The organism is Exiguobacterium sp. KJ 601, assembly GCF_027161185.1.
GTDB classification, from domain to species: domain Bacteria; phylum Bacillota; class Bacilli; order Exiguobacteriales; family Exiguobacteriaceae; genus Exiguobacterium; species Exiguobacterium profundum.
The window spans coordinates 126,789-147,279 of record NZ_JADHZG010000003.1 but is presented as its reverse complement, the minus strand read 5'-3'; the positions used below and the strand labels follow the sequence as shown (position 1 = coordinate 147,279).

The following is a 20,491-nucleotide window of genomic DNA, read 5'->3' as shown; positions in this document are numbered from 1 at the left end:
TTATTTCACTTTGATGATGATTTTGCCTTTGGCATGCCCTTCTTCTCCATAGTCATGAGCAAGTTTCGTATCTTCTAAATCAAAGACCCGGTCAATCACAGGTTTTAGTTCGCCTTTTTCAACAGCTTCCGCAATTTTTTTCAAACGATCCCCTGTCGGTTGCATGAAGACGTACTCGGCACGGACCTTCGCCTGTTTGGCTTCCTCTTCATTTGGTGGTGTGGAGATGGAGACGAGCATCCCATTCTCTTTAAGCATTTGGTAGAGTTTGCTCTGCCCGTCGCCCCCCATCGTATCGAATACGAAATCAATATCGCGGACAGTATCTGCCGGGTCTTGTTGTTTATAGTCGATGACCTCGTCGGCTCCAAGTTTTTTGACCCAATCTACGTTCGGCGTGCTTGTCGATGTGACGACATACAAACCGTGTGCTTTCGCGAGCTGGATGGCTACCGTTCCGACACCACCTGAACCGGCTCCGATGAAGATTCGATCACCCGGTTTGGCATCCATCACTTCGAACATGACTTGCCATGCCGTATGCGCGACGAGCGGCAGTGAAGCGGCCTCCTCAAAACTAAGCGAAGCTGGTTTTTTGACGACAAGATGGGAATCGACTGCGACGTACTCGGCATATGTGCCTTGGCGCGCGATTTCTGGTCGGCTAAACACTTCATCTCCAACCTTCAATTCGGTCACATTCGCCCCAACTTCTTTGATGACACCCGATACATCCCACCCGATAACGAGCGGCATCTCGTAATGGAGCATTTCTTTCAAGTATCCTTCACGGAGCTTCCAATCGACCGGATTGACGCTTGCGGCATGAACTTCAATTAATACGTCATCTGCACCGATTGCCGGTTGTTCAAGTTTCCCTACTTTGAACTCATCCGACCCGCCATACTGTTCGATATATGCTGCTTTCATCTCATCATCCTCCTTTGATTGACTCACTTTTAGTTGGTTCCCATTTTATTTCTCTTACAAACGAAAAAAGCACACCGTAGAAACGGTGTGCTCAGACTGACTGATGGGTCATATAGCTATAGACATACACATCATGAGATTGTCCACGCTGACGCATATAGTTATGTAGTCGACCTTCTTGAAAGAATCCATTCTTCTCCAACATGCGTTGGGATGCAAGATTCTCGACATAGACGATGGCACCGACCCGTTCAATTTCACACGTCACGGCAAACTGAAGCGCCGCGTGAAGGGCTTCGGTCGCATAACCCGAACGCCAATACTCCGGTTTGAGTTCATAACCGATCTCGGCACGCCGATGCGACGGTGCCCGATTGTGAAACCCGATTGTCCCGATTAACGCTTTTGATTCGCGATGCTCGATGGCAAAACGGATGATCGCACCTGTTTCGATTTGTGCGAGCATATGCGTCAGCATCTGTTCCGTTTCTTCTAACGTCCGATGTGGCTCCATTCCGTAGTGGCGTAGCACGTGTTCATCTGAAAAGATGGCGAATACGTGCGGACCGTCCTCCATTTGGAGAGGTCGCAGTCGGAGGCGCTCCGTTTCAATCACAGGGAGACGGTTCATCCTTTACTGACCAAGTTATGTTGGAACGCATAGACGACTGCCTGGGTCCGGTCATAGACGTCAAGCTTCGTCAAGATGTTCGACACGTGTGTCTTCACTGTTTTGAGTGAGATGAACAATTCGTCCGCAATCACTTGATTCGACTTGCCTTCCGCCATCAGTTGCAAGATTTCTCGTTCACGGGCAGTGAGACTCTCATGAAGTGTCATTTCCGGATGACGCAGTCGTTCGAGCATCTTTCCTGTTACCTGGGCGGCCATGACCGGATTGCCGGCAGCGGTTTGACGAATCGCATCTGCGATTTCATTTGCATTCGCTGTCTTGAGGACATAGCTCATCGCACCGGCTTCGATGACGGGATACACTTTCTCATCATCCAAGAAACTCGTCACGACCAAAATCTTCGCTTCTTTCCAACTTGCTTTAATTCGTTTCGTCGATTCGACTCCGTCAACGGGCTCCATCACCAAGTCCATAAGGACAACGTCCGGCTTCTCCGCAATCGCAAGCTCGGCTCCCGTTGCTCCGTCCGATGCTTCGCCGACGACTTCGATGTCCGGTTGTGTCGATAAAAAGGCAGATACGCCCGCCCGAACCATTTCATGATCATCAATTAATACAACTCGAATCATCATTACCCCTCCACTTGTTGTTTCACACGTACTTCAATTTGTGTCCCGACATTCGGCACACTGACCAATCGCAACGTTCCACCGACTTCTGCCGTACGCTCTCTTATCGATTGTAATCCATATGAGGCGACTTGTGTATCGTCCACATTAAATCCGATTCCGTCATCGTTAATCTTTAAGATGACCGTCTGTTGCACGGTTCGCATCTCGATTTCTAAACGAGTCGCTTTGGCGTGTCGTAACGTGTTACTAATCGCTTCCTGAACAATCCGAAACAGTTCATTTTCAGTGTGCCGGGAGAGCTTCACTTCCTCTAAACGCCAGACGAGCTCGGTCGATTGTTTACGAGACAGTTCTTCTAACAAGCGTTCAATTCCCGTCTTTAGTGTCATGCCTTCTAGTTCGACCGGCCGAAGTTGTAACAGCAACGAACGCATCTCTGCCTGTGCGGTCTGCGCCATGAGCTCGACTTGTTCCATTTGTTTACTCGCGAGTTCTGGTTTCGTCTGCATCGTCTGTTTGACCGCTGTCGTCATCATCGAGATGGCATAGAGCTGTTGACTCACCGAATCATGAAGTTCTCGTGCGACGCGACGTCTTTCTTCGACGACGGCCTCACTCCGCGCCTCTTCCACACTGACCGGACGCTCACCGACTCGCTTCGCCATCTCGACCATTTCTTGGCGCTGTTTCGATACGCGGACGATTCGTTCGAGTGTATCTCGGTATGGGGACATCGGGCGGAAGGTGATGTCTTTTTGGTTCTCCAGTTTCCAAAGGGCATTGGCGACTTCCCGAAAGTCTCGGCGCAAATAAAAATACGAACCGACGCCAAAGATACTTCCGATCAAGACGGCAATCACTAGAATGGACACACCGAAAGGCAACCCTTCTTCACGCGAAAATAAATCGCTCAATGAAGTCGAGTCACCTATGAGAAACGCTACAGTAATCAAGAAAGCCGTCAACAAGCTACTAAACAGTTGATGCCAGACGACCGTTCGTGGATAAGAATCTTTTTTCATACCGTCATCACCTCGACACTTCCGCTCATGAGCACGATATGAATCCGGACTTTTCGTGTAGCCTGGACATAATCATCAGACGCTGTATAGAAGCGACGATTGAACACCGGCGAATAGTTCGAGTCATCGACCTGCACTTTACCGAACCCGATCGATGCGTCAATCGAATAGTCATACCCCGCAGGAATGAGAATTCGAATGTCTCCCGCAAGTCCATTGAGGAGTAAGAACGTCTCTCCTTCCGGAATGATGGCTTGTGACAAATCCATCTCAACGTCCCGTAGTAAAAAGAACTCATTCGTATCACGTAACACATAGTGCCCCGATTCCTTCATCCCAAATGAGAAGGCTTGTTCTTGACGAAGGGGTGTCCGGATTTTCGATTCGACCGGTCGATTCTTATAGAGTCGATAGCCGAATAACAGGAGGAGTCCGGAGAGCACGAATCCGAATGCCGCAGATGAGAAAATCAAGCCAATCAAGAGGATTCCCCCAATTGCGTAAAAAATATAGCTAGCAGACTGCTTCCCCCGACGACTGAACCGTCGACCGATGTAGAGGAGAAGCAGCGGGAGGATCATGCTGAATAAGACGCTATTCCCACCCGTCACGATATCGATGAAGAGTCCGACTGAAAATAAGATAATCATAAATCCAATGATTTGACGTGTGTTCCAACGTTCCATGTCCATTCCCCCTTTCTGTTCATATGTATGAAGCAAAGAAAGCGATGACCCTGTTCAGGTCATCGCCGAACCATCGCCTCACTCTTGTTTAAAGCGACGCTCCAGTTCTTTCAATTTTGCTTCAAAATCATCTTCATCTTCCTGCGTGTCTTGCTTCTCTTCGGCAGGTTGTTCTTTCTTTTCTTCCTCAGTGAATGGATGCGACTGAGACGTATTTTGACCAAAGATTTGGTCGAGTGCCCCTTTTAACAAGTCTAGGTTTTCGCGCATCGCAAACTCATAACGTTTATTTTGCATCTCATCGAGTTTGAGTTTCATCTCGAGCGCACGACGCTCTAATGTATCTAACTCGCGTTCACCTTCGTCAATCAATCCTTCAAAGTAACGGTACTGTTCCCCGTAATGTTTGGATTCGAGTGCCGCACGTTCTGCCAACTTTTCTTCCCCGGCTTGTTTCGCCAGTTCTGTTTGCTCATATCGTTTATCTGCCATCTTCTTGGCATCATCACGTTTTTCAGCAAGTTCTGCAAGCAATGTACGTTGACGTTCCACGAGTCGTTCAACCGACAACGCTTCCTTCTCCGCTCCACGGATATGACGGTTCAATTCCGCTTCTCCACTTGAACGTGGCATCTCTTTATCCTGATACTTCTTCACTTCTTTCGAAATTTCTTTCGTCAATTCATTCGCTAATTCACGAAACTGATCAAACGGTGTCTTCATGGTGAATCCTCCTTATGAAATCTCAACGACGATTAACAAATTTTTGCCACACTTGATCAAACTGCTGGAAGCTGCTCCGGCCGGCACGCGTTCCGTCTGCATTTAAAATCTCGACATCCGGGTCGCGTTTTTCACTTGTATACATCATATACCCTTTAAACAACAACCACGCGACAATGATTCCGACGAGCGCCCAAATGTTTGAGAGCATCGTCCCAATCCCAATGACAGCAAGGATCCCGAAACCAACTTTAGCACCGATGTGTGTCACAGCCTGAAAACGGACTCCAGCCCAAAGCGTCAAGAGCGCTCCTAATCCGAATAAAATCATATTCGGTAAAGAACCGATCAACACGAGCACTAGAGCGATCGCGGCCACGATGAACAACACCTTTTTCACTTGGTGATTCATCTGTCATCCCTCCTTGTTAAGTACACTCTTATCATAATACGTTATTTGACATAGGTCGACGAGCGGAAGGCTTGTTTCACCTCGGTCTTTAGACTGAGATGGTACCGTTTCCAATAACTGTGGTACACTAATGCTATCGAACAACGAAAGGATGATGTTTTATGAGCAACATGATGCATGCACGTAACCAAATGTCAGCAAATCGGAGGGCTGTCGTCCTCCATCACTAAAAGGAGGATTCTTTTTGAATCAACAAACTGAAACGGGACGTGTCACGGCACAGTTCCAACATCTTTATACGGTATCAATCGGAGAAAACGCCTATATGTGCGGGGTTTCCGGAAAATTTCGACATGCCGCGACGAGCGAACGGGATTACCCGGTCATCGGCGATTATGTCACGATTCAAGTTCGCGAGCATGGTCAAGGTACGATTCACCATCTCCTTGAGCGTCGGACCGTTCTTTCACGAGCGGCCGCCGGCAACGAGACACGTGAACAACTGATCTGCGCGAACGTCGACTACGTCTTGATTACGATGGCGTGTGGACACGACTTCAACATTCGTCGCCTAGAACGCTATACGCTAGCCGCTTGGGACACCGGGGCAATCCCAATCATCGTCTTGACAAAGACCGATCAAGTCGACTCCGTCGACACATTGCTCGAAGACATTCAAGTGAACGCACCTGGAATTCAAGTATTCCCCGTCAGTGCTGTAACGGGAAAAGGTGTGGCTGAACTTCGTCACGCATTGCCGAGTGAGAGCACAATCGCCTTCGTCGGTTCGTCCGGCGTCGGAAAATCTACGCTGACGAACGCCCTCGCCCACGAGACACTTGCCGTCACACAAGCCGTCCGGGCGCAGGACGAGCGCGGAAAACATACGACGACACACCGCGAACTGTTCAGAATCGACGACTTATACGTCATCGATACACCAGGGATGCGAGAATTCGGACTATGGGAAGGAAGCGAGCACCTCGATGAGACGTTTCGCGATATCGAAGCACTTGCCGAGACATGCCGCTTCCGCGACTGCTCACATCAGAAAGAACCGGGCTGTGCCGTCCAAGAGGCACTCACGAGCGGTACGCTAGATGCGAAACGCTATGCGAGCTACGTCAAACTTGAGCGAGAGCTTCTCTATATGGAGAAAAAACAGGCAGAACATGCCCGCGTCCTAGAAAAGAAGAAAAAGCGAGTGTAACGTAAAGCAAGCGCAGACCACATCGGCCTGCGCTTGCTTTTTTATACGGTTCCCTGCAAAATCCCTTCTGCCCATTCGACTTCATCGGATGTCGGGGGCTTCGTGCCTTTAAGCGGATAATCGAGTCCGAGCGCCTCCCATTTGTAGACGCCCATCTCATGATAAGGCAAAATCTCGACTTTCTCGACATGGTCTAGCTTTTGAATGAACGCGGCCGTGCGACGAAGCGCACCTTCTTCGAGCGTCCATCCAGGTACAAGGACGTGGCGAATCCACATTTTCGTTCCGCGCTCGGAAAGGTGTTCGGCAAGCGCGAGCGTGTTGGCATTGCTACGTCCCGTTAGCTTTTTACACATGTCGTCGTCGATATGCTTGATATCGAGCAAGACAAGATCGGTGTGATCTAAAATCGCATCCAAATTAGGAGGTCGGAGCGCACCAGACGTATCAAGTGTCGTATGAAGCCCATGCTTTTTCGCTTCACGCAGCAGCGCCTCTAAAAATTCAGGTTGCGCGAGTGGGTCGCCACCAGAAATCGTGATGCCGCCTTTCGATGCGTCCATGAACGGACGGTAGCTGAGCGCCTCTTGAATGACGTCTTCAGCCGAGCGGTGATTATTCTTTTTGAAATCCCACGTATCTGCATTATGGCAATAGAGGCAACGTAACGCACAACCTTGTAAAAAGACGATAAAGCGAATACCAGGACCGTCAACTGTTCCAAATGATTCGACCGAATGTACATATCCCATTGTCATCGAAATGACCTCCTAACGAATGAGCGGCCCTCCGTAGAAGGCCGCTAAGCCTTTATTTACAACGAACCGTGGAACGTACGGTTGATGACGTCGATCTGTTGCTCACGTGTCAACTTGATGAAGTTGACCGCATATCCTGATACACGGATTGTGAGTTGTGGATATTCTTCTGGATGTTCCATTGCGTCGAGAAGCGTCTCGCGGTTGAAGACGTTAACGTTCAAGTGATGTCCTTTGTGCTCTCCGCTCATGTACCCATCGAGAAGCGCCGCCAAGTTGAGTTCGCGTGCGATTTCTTCTTTTCCGAGTGCTTTCGGTACGATTGAGAACGTGTAAGAGATTCCGTCTTGTGCGTGTTCAAATGGAAGTTTCGCAACAGATGAGAGCGATGCAGCCGCACCTTTTGTATCCCGTCCATGCATTGGGTTGGCACCTGGAGCGAATGGTTCACCCGCACGACGACCGTCTGGCGTATTTCCTGTTTTCTTACCGTAGACGACGTTCGATGTGATCGTGAGGACCGATTGCGTATGAAGTGCGTCACGATATGTTTTATGTTTCCGTACTTTCTCCATGAATGATTCGACGAGTTCGACGGCGATTGCATCGACACGGTCATCATTGTTTCCGAATTTCGGGAAGTCCCCTTCTGTTTCGAAGTCGACGATGATTCCTTCTTCATTACGGATCGGTTTGACGTTTGCGTATTTGATTGCTGAAAGACTATCCGCCGTTACCGAGAGACCCGCGATCCCACAAGCCATCGTCCGTAAGATTTCAGGATCGTGAAGCGCCATTTCGATTCGTTCATACGCATATTTATCGTGCATGAAGTGAATGACGTTGAGCGTATTCACGTATAGCTCTGCCAACCAGTCGAGCGTCCGGTCAAAGTCGGCATATACTTTTTCGTACGTAAGCACGTCTTCTGTGTTCATTTCCCAAACTGGAGCGATTTGAGCACCGCTCTTCTCGTCACGACCGCCGTTCATGCTATAAAGAAGAGCCTTCGCCATGTTGGCACGCGCACCGAAGAACTGCATTTGTTTCCCGATCTTCATCGGTGACACACAACATGCGATGCCGTAGTCATCACCGAATTGTGGCATCATCAAGTCATCGTTCTCATATTGAATAGCCGAAGTTTCAATCGACATTTTCGCACAGTATTGTTTGAATCCTTCTGGAAGTTTCGTCGACCAAAGGACCGTCAAGTTTGGTTCTGGAGCTGGTCCGAGGTTCGTGAGTGAATGCAAGAACCGGAATGAACTCTTCGTGACGTTCGAGCGACCGTCTTGACTCATCCCACCGATTGATTCTGTCACCCAAGTCGGGTCACCTGAGAATAATTCATTGTAGTCCGGTGTCCGTAAGAATTTGACGATTCGAAGTTTCATGATGAAGTGGTCAACGATTTCTTGGACGTCTGATTCTGTTAAGCGACCCGTTTCAAGGTCACGTTCAGCGTACACGTCAAGGAAGGTCGAGACGCGACCGAGTGACATCGCGGCACCGTTTTGTTCTTTGATGGCAGCAAGATACGCCAAGTACACCCATTGATATGCTTCTTGCGTATTTTCCGCAGGACGACCGAGGTCAAATCCATAAGCGGCTCCGAGTTGTTTAAGTTCTTGGAGGGCACGAAGTTGTTCAGATAGTTCTTCGCGGTCACGGATGTCCGATTCAGATAAGAACCCGCCGCGTTTCGCTAAATCCTTTTTGCGTTCTGCCATCAAGAAGTCAATTCCATAGAGAGCGACGCGACGATAGTCACCGATGATGCGTCCACGACCGTAAGCATCTGGAAGCCCCGTGATGATCCCTGATTTACGAGCGGCCCGCATTTCAGGCGTATAGGCATCGAAGACACCTTGGTTATGTGTTTTACGAATCTCTGAGTAAATTTTTGTGATTTCTTCGTCTGGCTCGAAACCATATGATTCGAGTGCCGCATCGACCATACGAATGCCGCCATTCGGGTGAATCGAACGTTTGAACGGTTCATCCGTCTGAACGCCAACGACTTTCTCTAACTCTTTGTTTAAGTAACCTGGTCCATGCGATACGATGGTCGATGGTGTGTGTTGATCGACGTCCCAGACGCCTCCACGTTCACGCTCTTCTTTTGTTAGTTCCATCACACGATTCCAAAGAACGTTTGTCGCTTCGGTCGGACCTGCTAAAAACGCATCGTCTCCTGTGTACTCATGACGGTTCAAACGGATAAACTCACTGACATTTACTTCATTCGTCCACTGACCAGGGACAAAACCTGACCATGCGGATTTGATTTCGGTTGCCATGTTGATTCACTCCTCATTCTCGAAAGTAACTGCGTGTTATCTATACTGTGAGTGTACGTGAAAACGTGAACAATATGTTTTACATTCTTGTGAAACTTGTAACAATCTTATGAACGTGATGAAACAGCCGTTTTTGAAAGCGTTTTACAAACTGTTATATCCGCTAGTTTATATAGTTTGAAACAGATGATTCCCAATTAGATAACGTTTACCTATCATCTGTACTAATTTGATTGTTCTGTGACGAACTATACAGTTTTTAAGGTGATTAATCTCACATCACTCGGTTAGAACTTGAATTTTTGTGTCGTATCAGACACAATGAAGGCAGAACATTGTATAAGAGGAAGGGGTTCTACTCATGACGTATGAACCATTAACAGCAAATCACGCCTTTCAGGTTGGCGATCGCATCTCATTAAAGGTCGATGAGGCCGGCGAAAAGCGTGACGGATTTATCACAGAATTTGAAGACGGAGGGTTTTGGATCCGCTTCGACGATGACATCGAGAACGAAGATTTTATTGATTATCGCGACCAGCTACTCGCCGCACTTTTGTCGCGTCCAATCCATGTCATTACGACACATCCGGAACTGAAACCGTTCGAGAACATGACGGCCGAGTTACAGTATCGCGTTTATCAAGGATTCACGATTGAGAAAGTTGAATTGACAGCAGAAGGTGCAGACGCCCACATCCAACTCATCGAAGACGGTCAGACGTATACACAGACGTTACGTTCTTCCATGGAAGATGGTCAGGAGCATGTTCGCTATATTTGACGAGGGAGCGCTGTCGCTTCCTTTGTTTTTGCCTAAAGATAAGGAGACCGAATATGAATTTTACAAAACCTTTTATTAACGAAACGTGGGAACGGATGGGCTTCAATGAGCCGATGCCGGTCCAAAAAGAAGCGTTTCCCCTACTATTAGATGGAAAAGACGTGACAATCGAGGCACCAACCGGAACGGGTAAGACACTCGCCTACCTCCTTCCAGCCATTGAAAAGATTGATCCGTCGAATGACCGCATCCAAGTCGTTGTCGTCGCCCCGACCCGTGAACTTGTCATGCAGATTCAACAAGTCGCACAACGTTTCACCGAAAAAGGCGACGTCCGCATCGGTTCGTTCATCGGCGGTGTCGAATTGAAACGTCAAATCGACCGAATCAAGAAAAAACCTCACTTGATCGTTGGGACGCCGGGTCGTCTCGTCGAGTTGATCGACAAGAAAAAACTGAAGCTCCACGAAACACATACCGTCATTTTAGATGAGGCCGACCAAATCATCGACAGCGGTTTGACAGAGGCCGCAGAACGAATCATCAAGCATACCGCGCACGATCGTCAGCTTGCACTCGTCTCGGCAACACTCACCGACTCACTCCAAGAGTGGGCGTCACCATTCATGAACGAACCGGCTCATATCAAAATCGAACGTGCCGTAAGCGATCAAGTGACGTACGGCTATCTGTTGACGACGCGCCGGTATAAACCGGAACTTCTTCGTCGTCTTTCACACGTCGACGGTGTGAAGGCACTCGCCTTCATCAACAACCGCTCGTTCTTGCCACCGCTTCGCGGAGAACTTGAAAAGTTGAAAGTGAACTACCGGATGCTCGACAGCTTGAAAGGGAAGCGCGAACGCGTCGAGACGCTACGCGAATTCCGCAAAGGCGAATACCCGCTCCTCATCACGACCGGTCTCGCTGCACGCGGTCTCGATATTGAAGACGTGACACACGTCGTCCATTTCGACTTACCGGAATCAATCGATGACTTCATTCACCGTTCCGGCCGTACCGCTCGCGGAAACGCGGGAGGCACTGTCCTTTCCCTCGTGACGACGGATGACCTGCCGCACTTGAAATCGTTCGCGCGTCAACTCGGTGTCGAGTTGAAAGAGCTCGAAATCTATCGCGGTGACGTGATTGAGAAACGGATTGAGGAGAAGCCTCCTGTCGTCAAACGTCCTGCGAACAAGCGAGGACCGCGCCGATGAAAAAAGACCGGAAAGTAATTCCCTTCCCTTTGCTCGTCGAAGAGTCCGAATTGCTTGCCGAACTGAAAAAGTTGTATGAGCAAGCGGCTCTTGCGCGAAGCACACAGTGGACGAACTATATTCAAGAGATTGCATCGGAAGGGACATGGCACTTAAAAGATGCCGAACTCTTCCGTGACCTCTTCATCGATTGGGCCGTCTTCTTTGAGACGGATGAGGATGGGATGACACCCCATGGTCGCTACTTGGCCGACCATAAGAGCGACATGTCCCCTGCCCTCTATCACGCACTCCGTGGACTAGCTGTCCCGCGTTGTAGCATCTTTGAAGTCACAGAAGACGGTCAGTTGAAAGACTGGGAGTCAAAAGAGACATACGCTGTTCAGTTACCAGAAGAACGTGAGACCGGCGACCTCATTCTCGGGAAACTACTCGATATCCGAGGCAGTTGGCGTTTCGGTTCGGCGTTTCTCGCCTTACCTGCGAAGATGTCTGGGAATGTCGCCGATCTGTATATCGACTTTACAGATGAAGTCGGTCCCGGTGCCTTTTTGGAGCAGTTCCCAGAGTTCTGCGCGGAACTGATCGACTTGTTGCTTGATTTAGAAGAAGGCGTCATCATACCGAAACCATCAAAATAAGCAAAGGGCCGCGGCCCTTTGCTTATTTTTGTCTGACATCTACGTCAATCTGTTTGAGCATGTCACGCGCTTCTTCGTTTTCAGGCGTGATCGCCGCACTCGAGATTTGTTTCCCATCCTCGTATACATCGATGATGACACCGTCTTTCGCTTGGCGCGTTTGGTACAGGCGACCATTTTCATAGAAGGCGTGATCCACTGAATCGAGAACTTTACGAGTCATCTGCTTCCCAGTGTTCAAGTCGATGACGACTTCCTCGCCATCCTCATTTATGGCGAATAGGTTGTGACCCGACACTGTATAATCCCAAAAGTCCTGACCTTCAGCCAATTGAACAACTTTACCCGTTTTTGTATCGTACGCGAAGAGTCCTGGATTCGGATCCTCAACATTGATTTCCTCTTCTCCTTCTCGAATCACTTCGTACGAGCTAACACCGACAGAGATGTAACGAGTTTCTGTCACTTGAGAGGATACATCGGTAGCGTAAAAACGATTCGTATTGATGACCTGGGTGATAAATCCTTTGTCCATATTCACTTCTTTGACCGACACCTCATTCATCGCTTGATCAAACGTGGCGAGCATCGTTTTTTCTTCACCGTCATATCCATCTCGATAGATTAGATTCAACTGATCATCATGCAGAAATACGCCTGACCATACCCCGTTCATGATGTCGTATATTTTTGAATCACTGGCATCGAACGAAAACGTCGATAACTTTTCTCCATCTTCTTGTGTAAATACGATGAACTCTTTCATCCCATTCTGACCGACCCCGATGTATCCATCCTCTGTTCGAATCGATTCCGCATACGTCATTCCGTTCATTTGTCGATGAATCGAACGTTCTCCCTCATTCAAACGTTCACGATATCGCAGTCCCTCAGCAATATAATTTAAGTTTGACGTGATACGACTCTCATCCGTCGTCACTTCAAACCACTGTGCAACATCGTCCTCTGTGCCATACGTGACCTCTACCACCGCGTCTTCCCACACAGATGGATTCGAACTGATGTCTAACGCCCATTCTGCTTTCGGTTCTGTCGCATCAACAGCAAACGTCCCAAGCCCAATCACGATGACCGCACCGAGCGCGGCCACATTCCACATTCGTTTCATCTTCTCACCTCACACATTCAGTTTCGTCTGTAAAAATCTTCGACCTAGCCAAATCGTCACACTTGCCCATACGACCAATACCATACCGACGTACACGATCGTCTCATCATAAATTAGTTGATTCGACAAGAACGCGTAACCTAAAACTGGAATAGTAAAGATGACAACTAGAATTGACAAGCTAAGTACCGGTGACCAGATCGTCCGCTGCCAGAAACTCCGTTCAATCAACACAAATGTGAAAACAAATAGGACAACGATGACAATAAATAATTGATGGATGACAAAGTTGACAACTGAAGCAGGATACATCATTCCCAATATTCCATTGAAAGATAGAGCTTGTTCAAATGATCCATTCATCGGTATCATCTTTCCATCACACCAACTCGTGAACGCTATGTATTGTAACTTGAGAGCAATCCATTCGATGGCAAACAGTCCCAACGTCATCATTAAGATTGTGGCGAGTTTGGCGAAAAACAAGGTCATCCGCTTTTGTGGCATTGTGAGTAGTCGCAACATAAACGTCCCACGTCCTTGAAAATCGCGATACCAAATCCATGCACTGTATAATAACACCACTGCGACCGCAATGCCGAGCGACAGGAGATAAGGTGTATCTCCAAGGTAGTCTGAAAATGACAATTGATAGTCCGCATTTCCTTCACGTCGCAACTGTTCATAAAAGTTTGTTTCGTCCCATAAAAAGTAACCGAGATATCCAAACTGTATAACGATAAGACCTGCGACTAATGTCAAGAACGGTTTCGTGACACGTTCAACTTCCCAACTTAATAGTTTCAATAGATTCATGCCCCGTACTCCTCTCTCATCACATCGACGATTGACTTCCCGTGAATGAAACGGACATCCTCGACGTCAAACTCACGAACGATGCGTCCGTTATTCAACATTACTGCCTTGTCGATCAAGTACTCGATATCCTCTATTTCATGTGTCGTAATGAGGACGCCCCGGCTCTCCATGATTTCACTTGAGAACAGTTCAACAATCTGTTCTTTCGAAAAGACATCGATTCCTGAGAACGGCTCATCGAGCAATAGATAATCTGGGTCTTGGGCAATGCCGAGCGCAAGATTCGCTTTGGCGAGCGTCCCTTTCGATAACTCGCTCAACTTATCTTCCGGGAATAATTTAAAAGCTTCGACGAGACGAGCAAATAATGTCGAATCAAATGTTGGATAAAAATCTTTCATAAACGCTTCACATTGCTCAATCGTGAAATGAATCGGGAACATCGCATGGTCGGCGACAAAGGCGACACGATTCAAATCAATTGGTTTTCCATCAATCAATACCGAACCTTTATCAAAAGGTGTCAATCCCATGATGCCTTTCAATAACGTTGATTTCCCCGTCCCGTTCAGCCCAATCAGGCACGTGATTTCCCCTTTATTCGCTGTGAACGAAACGTCTTCAATGACTTGTTTCCGGCGATAGCGCTTTTTAACTCCCAACACTTCGATCATCGTACGTCCCCTCCTTGTACTGACGTTTAATCTTATCGACCAGCTCGTCTACCGAGACGTCGAGTTCTTGAATCGCTTCCACAAATACCGCGACCGCGTCATCTACAATCTCAGAGCGGATTTGTGCCAATACCGTACCATCTGTCGTTACACGACTCGGTCGATTTCGTTCGGTCGTAATCAATTGTTGGTCCTCCATTTCTTTGAACGCTTTTTGAACGGTGTTCGGATTAATTTTTAAATCGTTCGCTAGTTCTCGCCGGGATGGCATTTCATCCCCGGCTTTCAGTTTACCGAGTGCCATCTTCTTCTTGAAGTAGTCGACGACTTGTAGGTAAACTGGTGTCCTCGTATTGAATTGCATGTTCATCACCTTTCTAAGTGTATGACATGGTTAATACACTTTCTAACTGTATTATTAGCGTAATACACTAAGACGTCAATCATTTTTTTCAAATTTTCTCCAAACTAAAAACATCTGACACGTACGTCAGATGTTGAAACGTTCAGTCAGAGCACGATGTCTGCTCCTCTTTTCGGGTCGACGTGCTGAAGATACAAATCTTCCCCGGGCCAATACCTACGCTTGTATTTTTCAAGCCGTGCTGTTGGATCACCGAGGTATGTATCCCGGTTCAGTACTCGCTCGTACCGAACTTTTCGGGGACAGTCGAGATAAATCACATAGTCGAAATAAGAACGCCATTCCGGACGTTGTAGAAAAATCCCTTCTACGACAACTGTATGTGCGAATGATATGTTCACAATCTCTTCTGCGATGACATCTCGTTTATACACGTAACGAGGTAACGTCAATACCGTTATCCCATTCCTCAATGGACGAAACAGTTCACGTTCTAAGCGTGACACGTCCCATTGAAGTGCGTAATACTCAGTCGATTCAAGCTGTCCGGTCTGATAGCGTCTGTCACGTTCGACGATATAGTCATCGATGTGAAGAACGTAAATGCTAGGGTCATTGTTCAAATATGAAACGAGCGTCGTCTTGCCCGCTCCGCTCAGTCCATCAATCGCCACGACAAACGGTCGATTCTCTGAGTGCATCGAACGCGCCGCACGGATGACGTCTACTATGTTCATATCGTTCCTCCTCACACAAAAGAAGTCAGCTCACGAATGAGCTGACTTCAGTTTACCAGAGTACCCAACCACGCGCTCCTGGAGGCGCACTCTCAATCAAGTGCCAGATTGGAACGGTGTATGCAAATGCGATCAAGACAAATGTCACGGTAATCCATAGCTTCCAATTCTCGAAGTAACGCGGTGTATCCATCGCCGCCTCTTCTGTCTCGGCGAGCGGGAATTCTTCTTCGCCTTTTGGAGCGAGGAATGACAAGTTGAACATCGAGTAGACGAAGATGAGAACGGAGATGAATAAAATCGTTCCCCCGATTGCCATCATGACATGATATGGGATCCACTCACGCGTCAACGCATCCGAGAAATAAGTTGCCGGACCCGTACGCCGTGGGTTCCCGTTCAATCCTGAGATATGCATTGCATAGGACATGATCGCCATACCGAACGCCCATGTTCCTGCTTGAATCAATCCAAGCTTGTTCATCGCCTTCGTCAACGTGCGACCACGAAGGACTGGGACGAGCCAGTACGCTGTTCCAAAGAACGTCAAGGCGACGGCAGTTCCGACTGTGATGTGGAAGTGTCCTGTGACCCAAAGTGTATTGTGGACCATCGCGTTCAATTGGTGAGACGCGTTGATGATTCCACCTGCACCGGCCGGGATGAAGAACAACATCCCAACGAAAGGAGCAAGGAAGCGAACGTCGCCATACGGCATTTTCTTCACCCATCCGAACAGCCCTTTCGCGCCGAGCGCACGTCCACGAAGTTCGAACGTCGCAAAGAGCGAGAATGCAGTCATGAATGAAGGGATGACGACCAAGAACGTCAAGATGACTTGAACGAACTTCCAGAACGGTTCAATCCCTGGCTCTGTCAACTGATGGTGGAAACCGACCGGGAATGAGAAGAGTAAGAACAGCAAGAACGCCATCCGCGCCAACGCATCCGAGAAGATTTTCCCACCGATCACTTTCGGTACGACCGTATACCACACGATATATGCCGGCATCAGCCAGAAATAAACGAGCGGGTGACCGAAGTACCAGAACAATGTACGAGATAACTCGATTCCGACTGTATCCGTCCATCCTAACGAGAGCGGAAGGAGTTGGAATAAAATCGTTGCTGCAACACCAAGTGTCGCAATGTCCCAAAGAAGCATCGTCATGATACTCATATACGCCGGAAGTGGTGGATGGATACCAGGGTTGTCACGCTTGTAATCCGCATACATGCGGAACATCGCGAAAGACGACAACCATGTCCCGACTACGAATAACACGAGTCCGACATAGAAGAGCGGATCTGCCATGAGCGGCGCATAAAACGTATATAAGACCGTCCCTTTATTGGCCAAAATCATGACGGTTACCATGACAGCACCGATGATCATCGTCCAAAAACCGAGCCAAGCGACACGTGTCGGGAACGATTCAAAGCGACCGAACGACTTCGCCAATAAGGCATATAAAAGACCGATAATGAACATCGTCGTAAAGACGATTCCAAGCATGATCCCGTGCGCAGTCAGAAGTTGATAGTATCCAAAGATTTCAGGAATGACACCCGTCCGAATCAATGTCTGAGTCAATCCAGCTAGCGCCCCAATCAAGATGGCGAGAACGGATACGAGAACATGTCCATAGGCAAGACGTGCCTCTTTTGCTCCGATACTCGGAACCGGTACGCCGCGTTCCATCTCCCATTGCTTCAGTTTAGATGATACGTCATTCATTTATTCCACCACCTTGATTTTAGTCGACATCATGTGATGCCCTGTACCGCAATATTCGTTACACAAGATTAAAAATTCGCCAGCTTCCTCGAATGTGTACGTCAACGAGTTGATATGTCCCGGGACGATCATCATGTTGACCGGCGTACCCGTCAACTGAAATCCGTGGACGACGTCAGGTGATGTCACGAGGAACGTCACTTTTGCCCCTTTTGGAATTTCAACATTCCCTGGTGTGAACGTAAACGCTTGTGCGATCATGACGAGCTCGTATTCATTTTCACCAATTTGATGAAGTCCTGGTTTGTCGAACGGAGCCGTCTGATTTACTTTTGCCGGGTCAATCAAGTCTGCATCCGATGCGGGTTGATTACCTGCCGCGAATGCGGATACCCCGAGAACAGTCAGGAAGACTGCGAGTAGAATGATGCCGAATGTAAGCCAATATTTTTCTAGTTTATGAATATGCATGATGAGACCCTCCTCCCTGAATTCTTATCGAGTGACGAATAAGTAAAAGACTGATGACCACATGGCGATGATGACACCCGCCACGATCATGACCGATGTGAACGTTCCTTTTAAATTCGGTTCTTGTCCATCTTTATGTTCCACGTGTAAGACCCCTTTCGCTTGTTTTTCCACCTTTATTGTATGCAATCGCTCTGGTGATAATATGTGATATTTATCACTCCAAAAGTGACAATCACATCAATTTTGCGTAGTTTCAACACATAAAGTTCACATTTGTACAAAACCAATCCACAAAAAAACCGCCTCCACATGGGGCGGTTTACAAACGACATATTCCTGCCGGGCAGCCTTCGCAATGGCATAACTCTTTTAAAAAGTCGACATCGCGAATGATGATTGATTTCGTTGTTGTGCTGATGACACCTTCTTTTCGCCACTGACTGATCAATCGGTTCACCGTCTCACGCGGTGCTCCAATCAGTTGTCCGAGTTCTCCGTCAGACGGATGACGAGGAATCACGATTGCATCTTCTTCCTCCACTCCATGCATCGCGGCCATTCGAAGTAACGTCGAAGCCAATGCACCAGGTTTTCCATACAACAATAAGTCGCGCACTTTCATTTCGGAATGCTTACGCATCATCGATGTCCAGCGCAAGATTTCTCCGGCAAAACGGATATCGCGCTGCATGAGCGATTCTAACTCTCGTTTTGAAATCGTCCCGATGGTACTCTCTTCAGTCGTTTCGATGCTATACGAACTAGGGAATGTCTCCACGATGTCAAACTCACCAAAGAAATCATCCGATCCATACATGAACATGACGAGTGGATTTCCCTTTTTCGTGATTTTCGTGAATTTGACAGATCCACTCTTCAAATAAAAGAACTTATCACACTTCTCACCTTCCCAACACACGATACTCGCTTTTGGATGATGCTGAAGCGTCATCATTTCGAGTAACAGCTGTTTCGTTTCATCTGAGAATACAAAACTGTTCGGTTGGGTCGTTCCACATTGCATTGACATAGGTCGGTGCTCCCTCCACGTTTCATTCGTCCGTTCCATTTATGACTTTATTATACAGGAGTGTGACAGGGAGTATCATAAAAGTATGTGACATTTCAAACAATCTTTTGAAAATAAAAAGATTCGGGTATGACCCCGAATCTTTACATCGATTCATCGTTGAATCAGTCGAATCAATTGTTCAGCCGGTTTGAAGTTCGGATACCGGACTGGTAAATCAAATTTTGTCGTATTTTTTAAAATAGACTTCGCGTGGCTGAATGTCTCAAAACTCGTTCGCCCATGATAGGCCCCCATTCCGCTCTCGCCCACTCCACCAAACGGTAGATTTGGGTTCGTCAAATGCATGATGACATCATTCACGCACCCGCCTCCAAAGGAAAGGTGCTTCATGACGGTTCTCTCCACTTCCTTCGACTCGGTAAAGAGATAGAGCGCCAATGGGTGTGGTCGGTCTGAGATGAACTCGATCACTTCATCCAATTGACGATATGGAATGACTGGTAAAATCGGACCGAAAATCTCATCTTTCATCACATCAGCATCTTCATGAAGATTCGTCATGACGGTCGGCGCAATTTTAAGCTCATCCCGGTTCATCTCTCCACCGAACACAAGGTCACCTTCTGTCAAATAGTGAGCCAAACGGTCGAAGTGTGATTCATTGACGATGCGCGTGTATCGTTTCGTGCCGACACCATTCCCAAACATCGCAAACGCCTCTTGTTTAATCGCTTCTAAAAATGCTTCTTGTTGCGATTCGTGGACGAGCACATAGTCTGGTGCGACACATGTTTGACCGGCGTTCATCCATTTACCCCAGGCGACACGTTTTGCCGCAATGGAGACGTTCGTATCTCCGTGAACGATGACTGGTGATTTCCCACCTAGTTCGAGCGTGACTGGCGTCAGATGCTTCGCTGCCGCCTGATTGACGATTCGCCCGACTTGCGTCGATCCCGTGAAGAAGATGTAATCCCATTTTTGTGCCAACAGCTCTTGCGCTGTATCTTTATCCCCTTCGACACTTGCCACATATCGATCGGTGAAGGCACGCTCGAGCACCTGCGTCAGGACACGCGCAACATTCGGCGTCAATTCTGAAGGTTTGACAACGGCTGTATTCCCTGCGGCAATCGCACCAATGAGTGGAGCAACAGCCAATTGGAATGGATAATTCCATGGAGCGATGATCAACACCGTGCCGTACGGCTCATATTGAATCTCACTCTTCATCCCAAGATGAATCGCCGTCCCACGGACACGCTTCGGACGCATCCACCGCTTCAATTCACGCGTCGTTCGTGAAATCTCATCGTAAATAAATCCGATTTCCGTCGTATACGCATCCAATTCGGACTTGTTCAAATCTTCGCGAAGCGCCTCTAGCAAATCCGCTTCATAATGCTTAATGGACTCCTTTAAAAACGTCAGCATGCTCAAACGAAATGCCATCGATTTTGTCGCCTGTGTTTTAAAGAAGCGGCGCTGTTTCTGGACTAGCTCGTCAATCGTCAACTGTTCAATCGGTGCCAGCATGAACTTTCCTCCTTATGATTCATCACATTTAT

The 20,491-nt window shown here is 47.9% G+C and carries 23 protein-coding genes; 4 read left to right on the top strand and 19 right to left on the bottom strand.

All coding sequences use genetic code 11. The annotated features are described in order from the left end of the window. The 7 genes from IRJ25_RS12925 to IRJ25_RS12895 all read right to left on the bottom strand — a co-directional run bounded on the left by IRJ25_RS12925 (nucleotide 1) and on the right by IRJ25_RS12895 (nucleotide 5,039). Nucleotides 1-930 (bottom strand): NADP-dependent oxidoreductase, encoded by a 930-nt coding sequence (locus tag IRJ25_RS12925; protein ID WP_269318426.1) that lies wholly within the window; start codon nucleotides 928-930, stop codon nucleotides 1-3. 91 nt (nucleotides 931-1,021) lie between these two features. Then, a complete protein-coding gene (locus tag IRJ25_RS12920; protein ID WP_015880839.1) occupies nucleotides 1,022-1,561 on the bottom strand; it encodes a GNAT family N-acetyltransferase in 540 nt (179 codons plus the stop codon). Next, nucleotides 1,558-2,193, bottom strand: coding sequence for a response regulator (locus IRJ25_RS12915; RefSeq protein WP_015880838.1), 636 nt, complete (start codon nucleotides 2,191-2,193; stop codon nucleotides 1,558-1,560). Before IRJ25_RS12915 ends, IRJ25_RS12920 begins: the two co-directional genes overlap by 4 nt. A gap of 2 nt (nucleotides 2,194-2,195) precedes the next feature. Continuing rightward, entirely contained in the window at nucleotides 2,196-3,218 is a 1,023-nt protein-coding gene (locus IRJ25_RS12910) for a sensor histidine kinase (RefSeq protein WP_074037734.1), read from the bottom strand. Then, complete coding sequence (gene liaF / locus IRJ25_RS12905; protein WP_015880836.1) at nucleotides 3,215-3,904, bottom strand: cell wall-active antibiotics response protein LiaF; 690 nt, start codon at nucleotides 3,902-3,904, stop codon at nucleotides 3,215-3,217. The genes IRJ25_RS12910 and liaF overlap by 4 nt, the downstream gene beginning before the upstream one ends. 78 nt (nucleotides 3,905-3,982) lie before the next feature. Continuing rightward, the gene (locus IRJ25_RS12900) at nucleotides 3,983-4,627 is read right to left on the bottom strand and encodes a PspA/IM30 family protein (RefSeq protein WP_074037735.1); all 645 of its coding nucleotides are present in this window, start codon (nucleotides 4,625-4,627) and stop codon (nucleotides 3,983-3,985) included. A 22-nt stretch (nucleotides 4,628-4,649) separates the two neighbouring features. After that, nucleotides 4,650-5,039 carry a lmo0954 family membrane protein gene (locus tag IRJ25_RS12895; RefSeq protein WP_031421063.1) on the bottom strand — a complete coding sequence of 130 codons (390 nt, stop codon included), beginning with the start codon at nucleotides 5,037-5,039 and terminating at the stop codon, nucleotides 4,650-4,652. A 244-nt stretch (nucleotides 5,040-5,283) separates the two neighbouring features. On the opposite strand from IRJ25_RS12895, the gene rsgA reads away from it, so the two are divergent. Beyond that, on the top strand, nucleotides 5,284-6,249 hold the full coding sequence (rsgA, locus tag IRJ25_RS12890; protein WP_074037737.1) for a ribosome small subunit-dependent GTPase A: 966 nt from the start codon (nucleotides 5,284-5,286) through the stop codon (nucleotides 6,247-6,249). Nucleotides 6,250-6,290: 41 nt separating this feature from the next. On the opposite strand, the gene pflA is transcribed toward rsgA, so the two are convergent. After that, a complete protein-coding gene (pflA, locus tag IRJ25_RS12885; protein WP_074037738.1) occupies nucleotides 6,291-7,007 on the bottom strand; it encodes a pyruvate formate-lyase-activating protein in 717 nt (238 codons plus the stop codon). A gap of 56 nt (nucleotides 7,008-7,063) precedes the next feature. Beyond that, nucleotides 7,064-9,310 carry a formate C-acetyltransferase gene (gene pflB / locus IRJ25_RS12880; protein WP_269318425.1) on the bottom strand — a complete coding sequence of 749 codons (2,247 nt, stop codon included), beginning with the start codon at nucleotides 9,308-9,310 and terminating at the stop codon, nucleotides 7,064-7,066. Nucleotides 9,311-9,671: 361 nt separating this feature from the next. Here pflB and IRJ25_RS12875 point away from each other — a divergent pair, with 361 nt between their 5' ends. The 3 genes from IRJ25_RS12875 to IRJ25_RS12865 are packed head-to-tail and all read left to right on the top strand — an operon-like array spanning nucleotide 9,672 to nucleotide 11,955. Beyond that, complete coding sequence (locus IRJ25_RS12875; RefSeq protein ID WP_015880830.1) at nucleotides 9,672-10,094, top strand: hypothetical protein; 423 nt, start codon at nucleotides 9,672-9,674, stop codon at nucleotides 10,092-10,094. A 53-nt stretch (nucleotides 10,095-10,147) separates the two neighbouring features. After that, nucleotides 10,148-11,314, top strand: coding sequence for a DEAD/DEAH box helicase (locus IRJ25_RS12870; protein ID WP_264093226.1), 1,167 nt, complete (start codon nucleotides 10,148-10,150; stop codon nucleotides 11,312-11,314). Further along, the gene (locus IRJ25_RS12865) at nucleotides 11,311-11,955 is read left to right on the top strand and encodes a hypothetical protein (RefSeq protein WP_269318424.1); all 645 of its coding nucleotides are present in this window, start codon (nucleotides 11,311-11,313) and stop codon (nucleotides 11,953-11,955) included. The genes IRJ25_RS12870 and IRJ25_RS12865 overlap by 4 nt, the downstream gene beginning before the upstream one ends. 22 nt (nucleotides 11,956-11,977) lie before the next feature. On the opposite strand, the gene IRJ25_RS12860 is transcribed toward IRJ25_RS12865, so the two are convergent. From IRJ25_RS12860 to IRJ25_RS12815, 10 genes are all read right to left on the bottom strand, one after another. Then, on the bottom strand, nucleotides 11,978-13,084 hold the full coding sequence (locus tag IRJ25_RS12860; protein WP_269318423.1) for a hypothetical protein: 1,107 nt from the start codon (nucleotides 13,082-13,084) through the stop codon (nucleotides 11,978-11,980). Nucleotides 13,085-13,093: 9 nt separating this feature from the next. Beyond that, nucleotides 13,094-13,900 (bottom strand): hypothetical protein, encoded by an 807-nt coding sequence (locus tag IRJ25_RS12855; protein ID WP_214685563.1) that lies wholly within the window; start codon nucleotides 13,898-13,900, stop codon nucleotides 13,094-13,096. Beyond that, entirely contained in the window at nucleotides 13,897-14,577 is a 681-nt protein-coding gene (locus IRJ25_RS12850; RefSeq protein ID WP_269318422.1) for an ATP-binding cassette domain-containing protein, read from the bottom strand. The genes IRJ25_RS12855 and IRJ25_RS12850 overlap by 4 nt, the downstream gene beginning before the upstream one ends. Beyond that, nucleotides 14,555-14,947: a GntR family transcriptional regulator gene (locus IRJ25_RS12845; protein WP_074037745.1), complete on the bottom strand. Its 393-nt coding sequence runs from the start codon at nucleotides 14,945-14,947 to the stop codon at nucleotides 14,555-14,557. Before IRJ25_RS12845 ends, IRJ25_RS12850 begins: the two co-directional genes overlap by 23 nt. A 140-nt stretch (nucleotides 14,948-15,087) precedes the next feature. Then, nucleotides 15,088-15,678: a kinase gene (locus IRJ25_RS12840; protein WP_214784779.1), complete on the bottom strand. Its 591-nt coding sequence runs from the start codon at nucleotides 15,676-15,678 to the stop codon at nucleotides 15,088-15,090. A 52-nt stretch (nucleotides 15,679-15,730) separates the two neighbouring features. After that, the gene (locus IRJ25_RS12835; protein WP_074037747.1) at nucleotides 15,731-17,416 is read right to left on the bottom strand and encodes a b(o/a)3-type cytochrome-c oxidase subunit 1; all 1,686 of its coding nucleotides are present in this window, start codon (nucleotides 17,414-17,416) and stop codon (nucleotides 15,731-15,733) included. Then, the gene (locus IRJ25_RS12830; protein WP_015880821.1) at nucleotides 17,417-17,887 is read right to left on the bottom strand and encodes a cytochrome c oxidase subunit II; all 471 of its coding nucleotides are present in this window, start codon (nucleotides 17,885-17,887) and stop codon (nucleotides 17,417-17,419) included. Between the two features lie 24 nt (nucleotides 17,888-17,911). After that, nucleotides 17,912-18,031, bottom strand: a complete 120-nt coding sequence (locus IRJ25_RS12825) for a cytochrome c oxidase subunit 2A (protein ID WP_224863290.1) — start codon at nucleotides 18,029-18,031, stop codon at nucleotides 17,912-17,914. Nucleotides 18,032-18,209: 178 nt separating this feature from the next. After that, nucleotides 18,210-18,920: a Crp/Fnr family transcriptional regulator gene (locus tag IRJ25_RS12820; RefSeq protein WP_015880820.1), complete on the bottom strand. Its 711-nt coding sequence runs from the start codon at nucleotides 18,918-18,920 to the stop codon at nucleotides 18,210-18,212. A 153-nt stretch (nucleotides 18,921-19,073) separates the two neighbouring features. Then, entirely contained in the window at nucleotides 19,074-20,459 is a 1,386-nt protein-coding gene (locus IRJ25_RS12815) for an aldehyde dehydrogenase (RefSeq protein WP_269318420.1), read from the bottom strand. Nucleotides 20,460-20,491 lie beyond the last annotated feature (32 nt).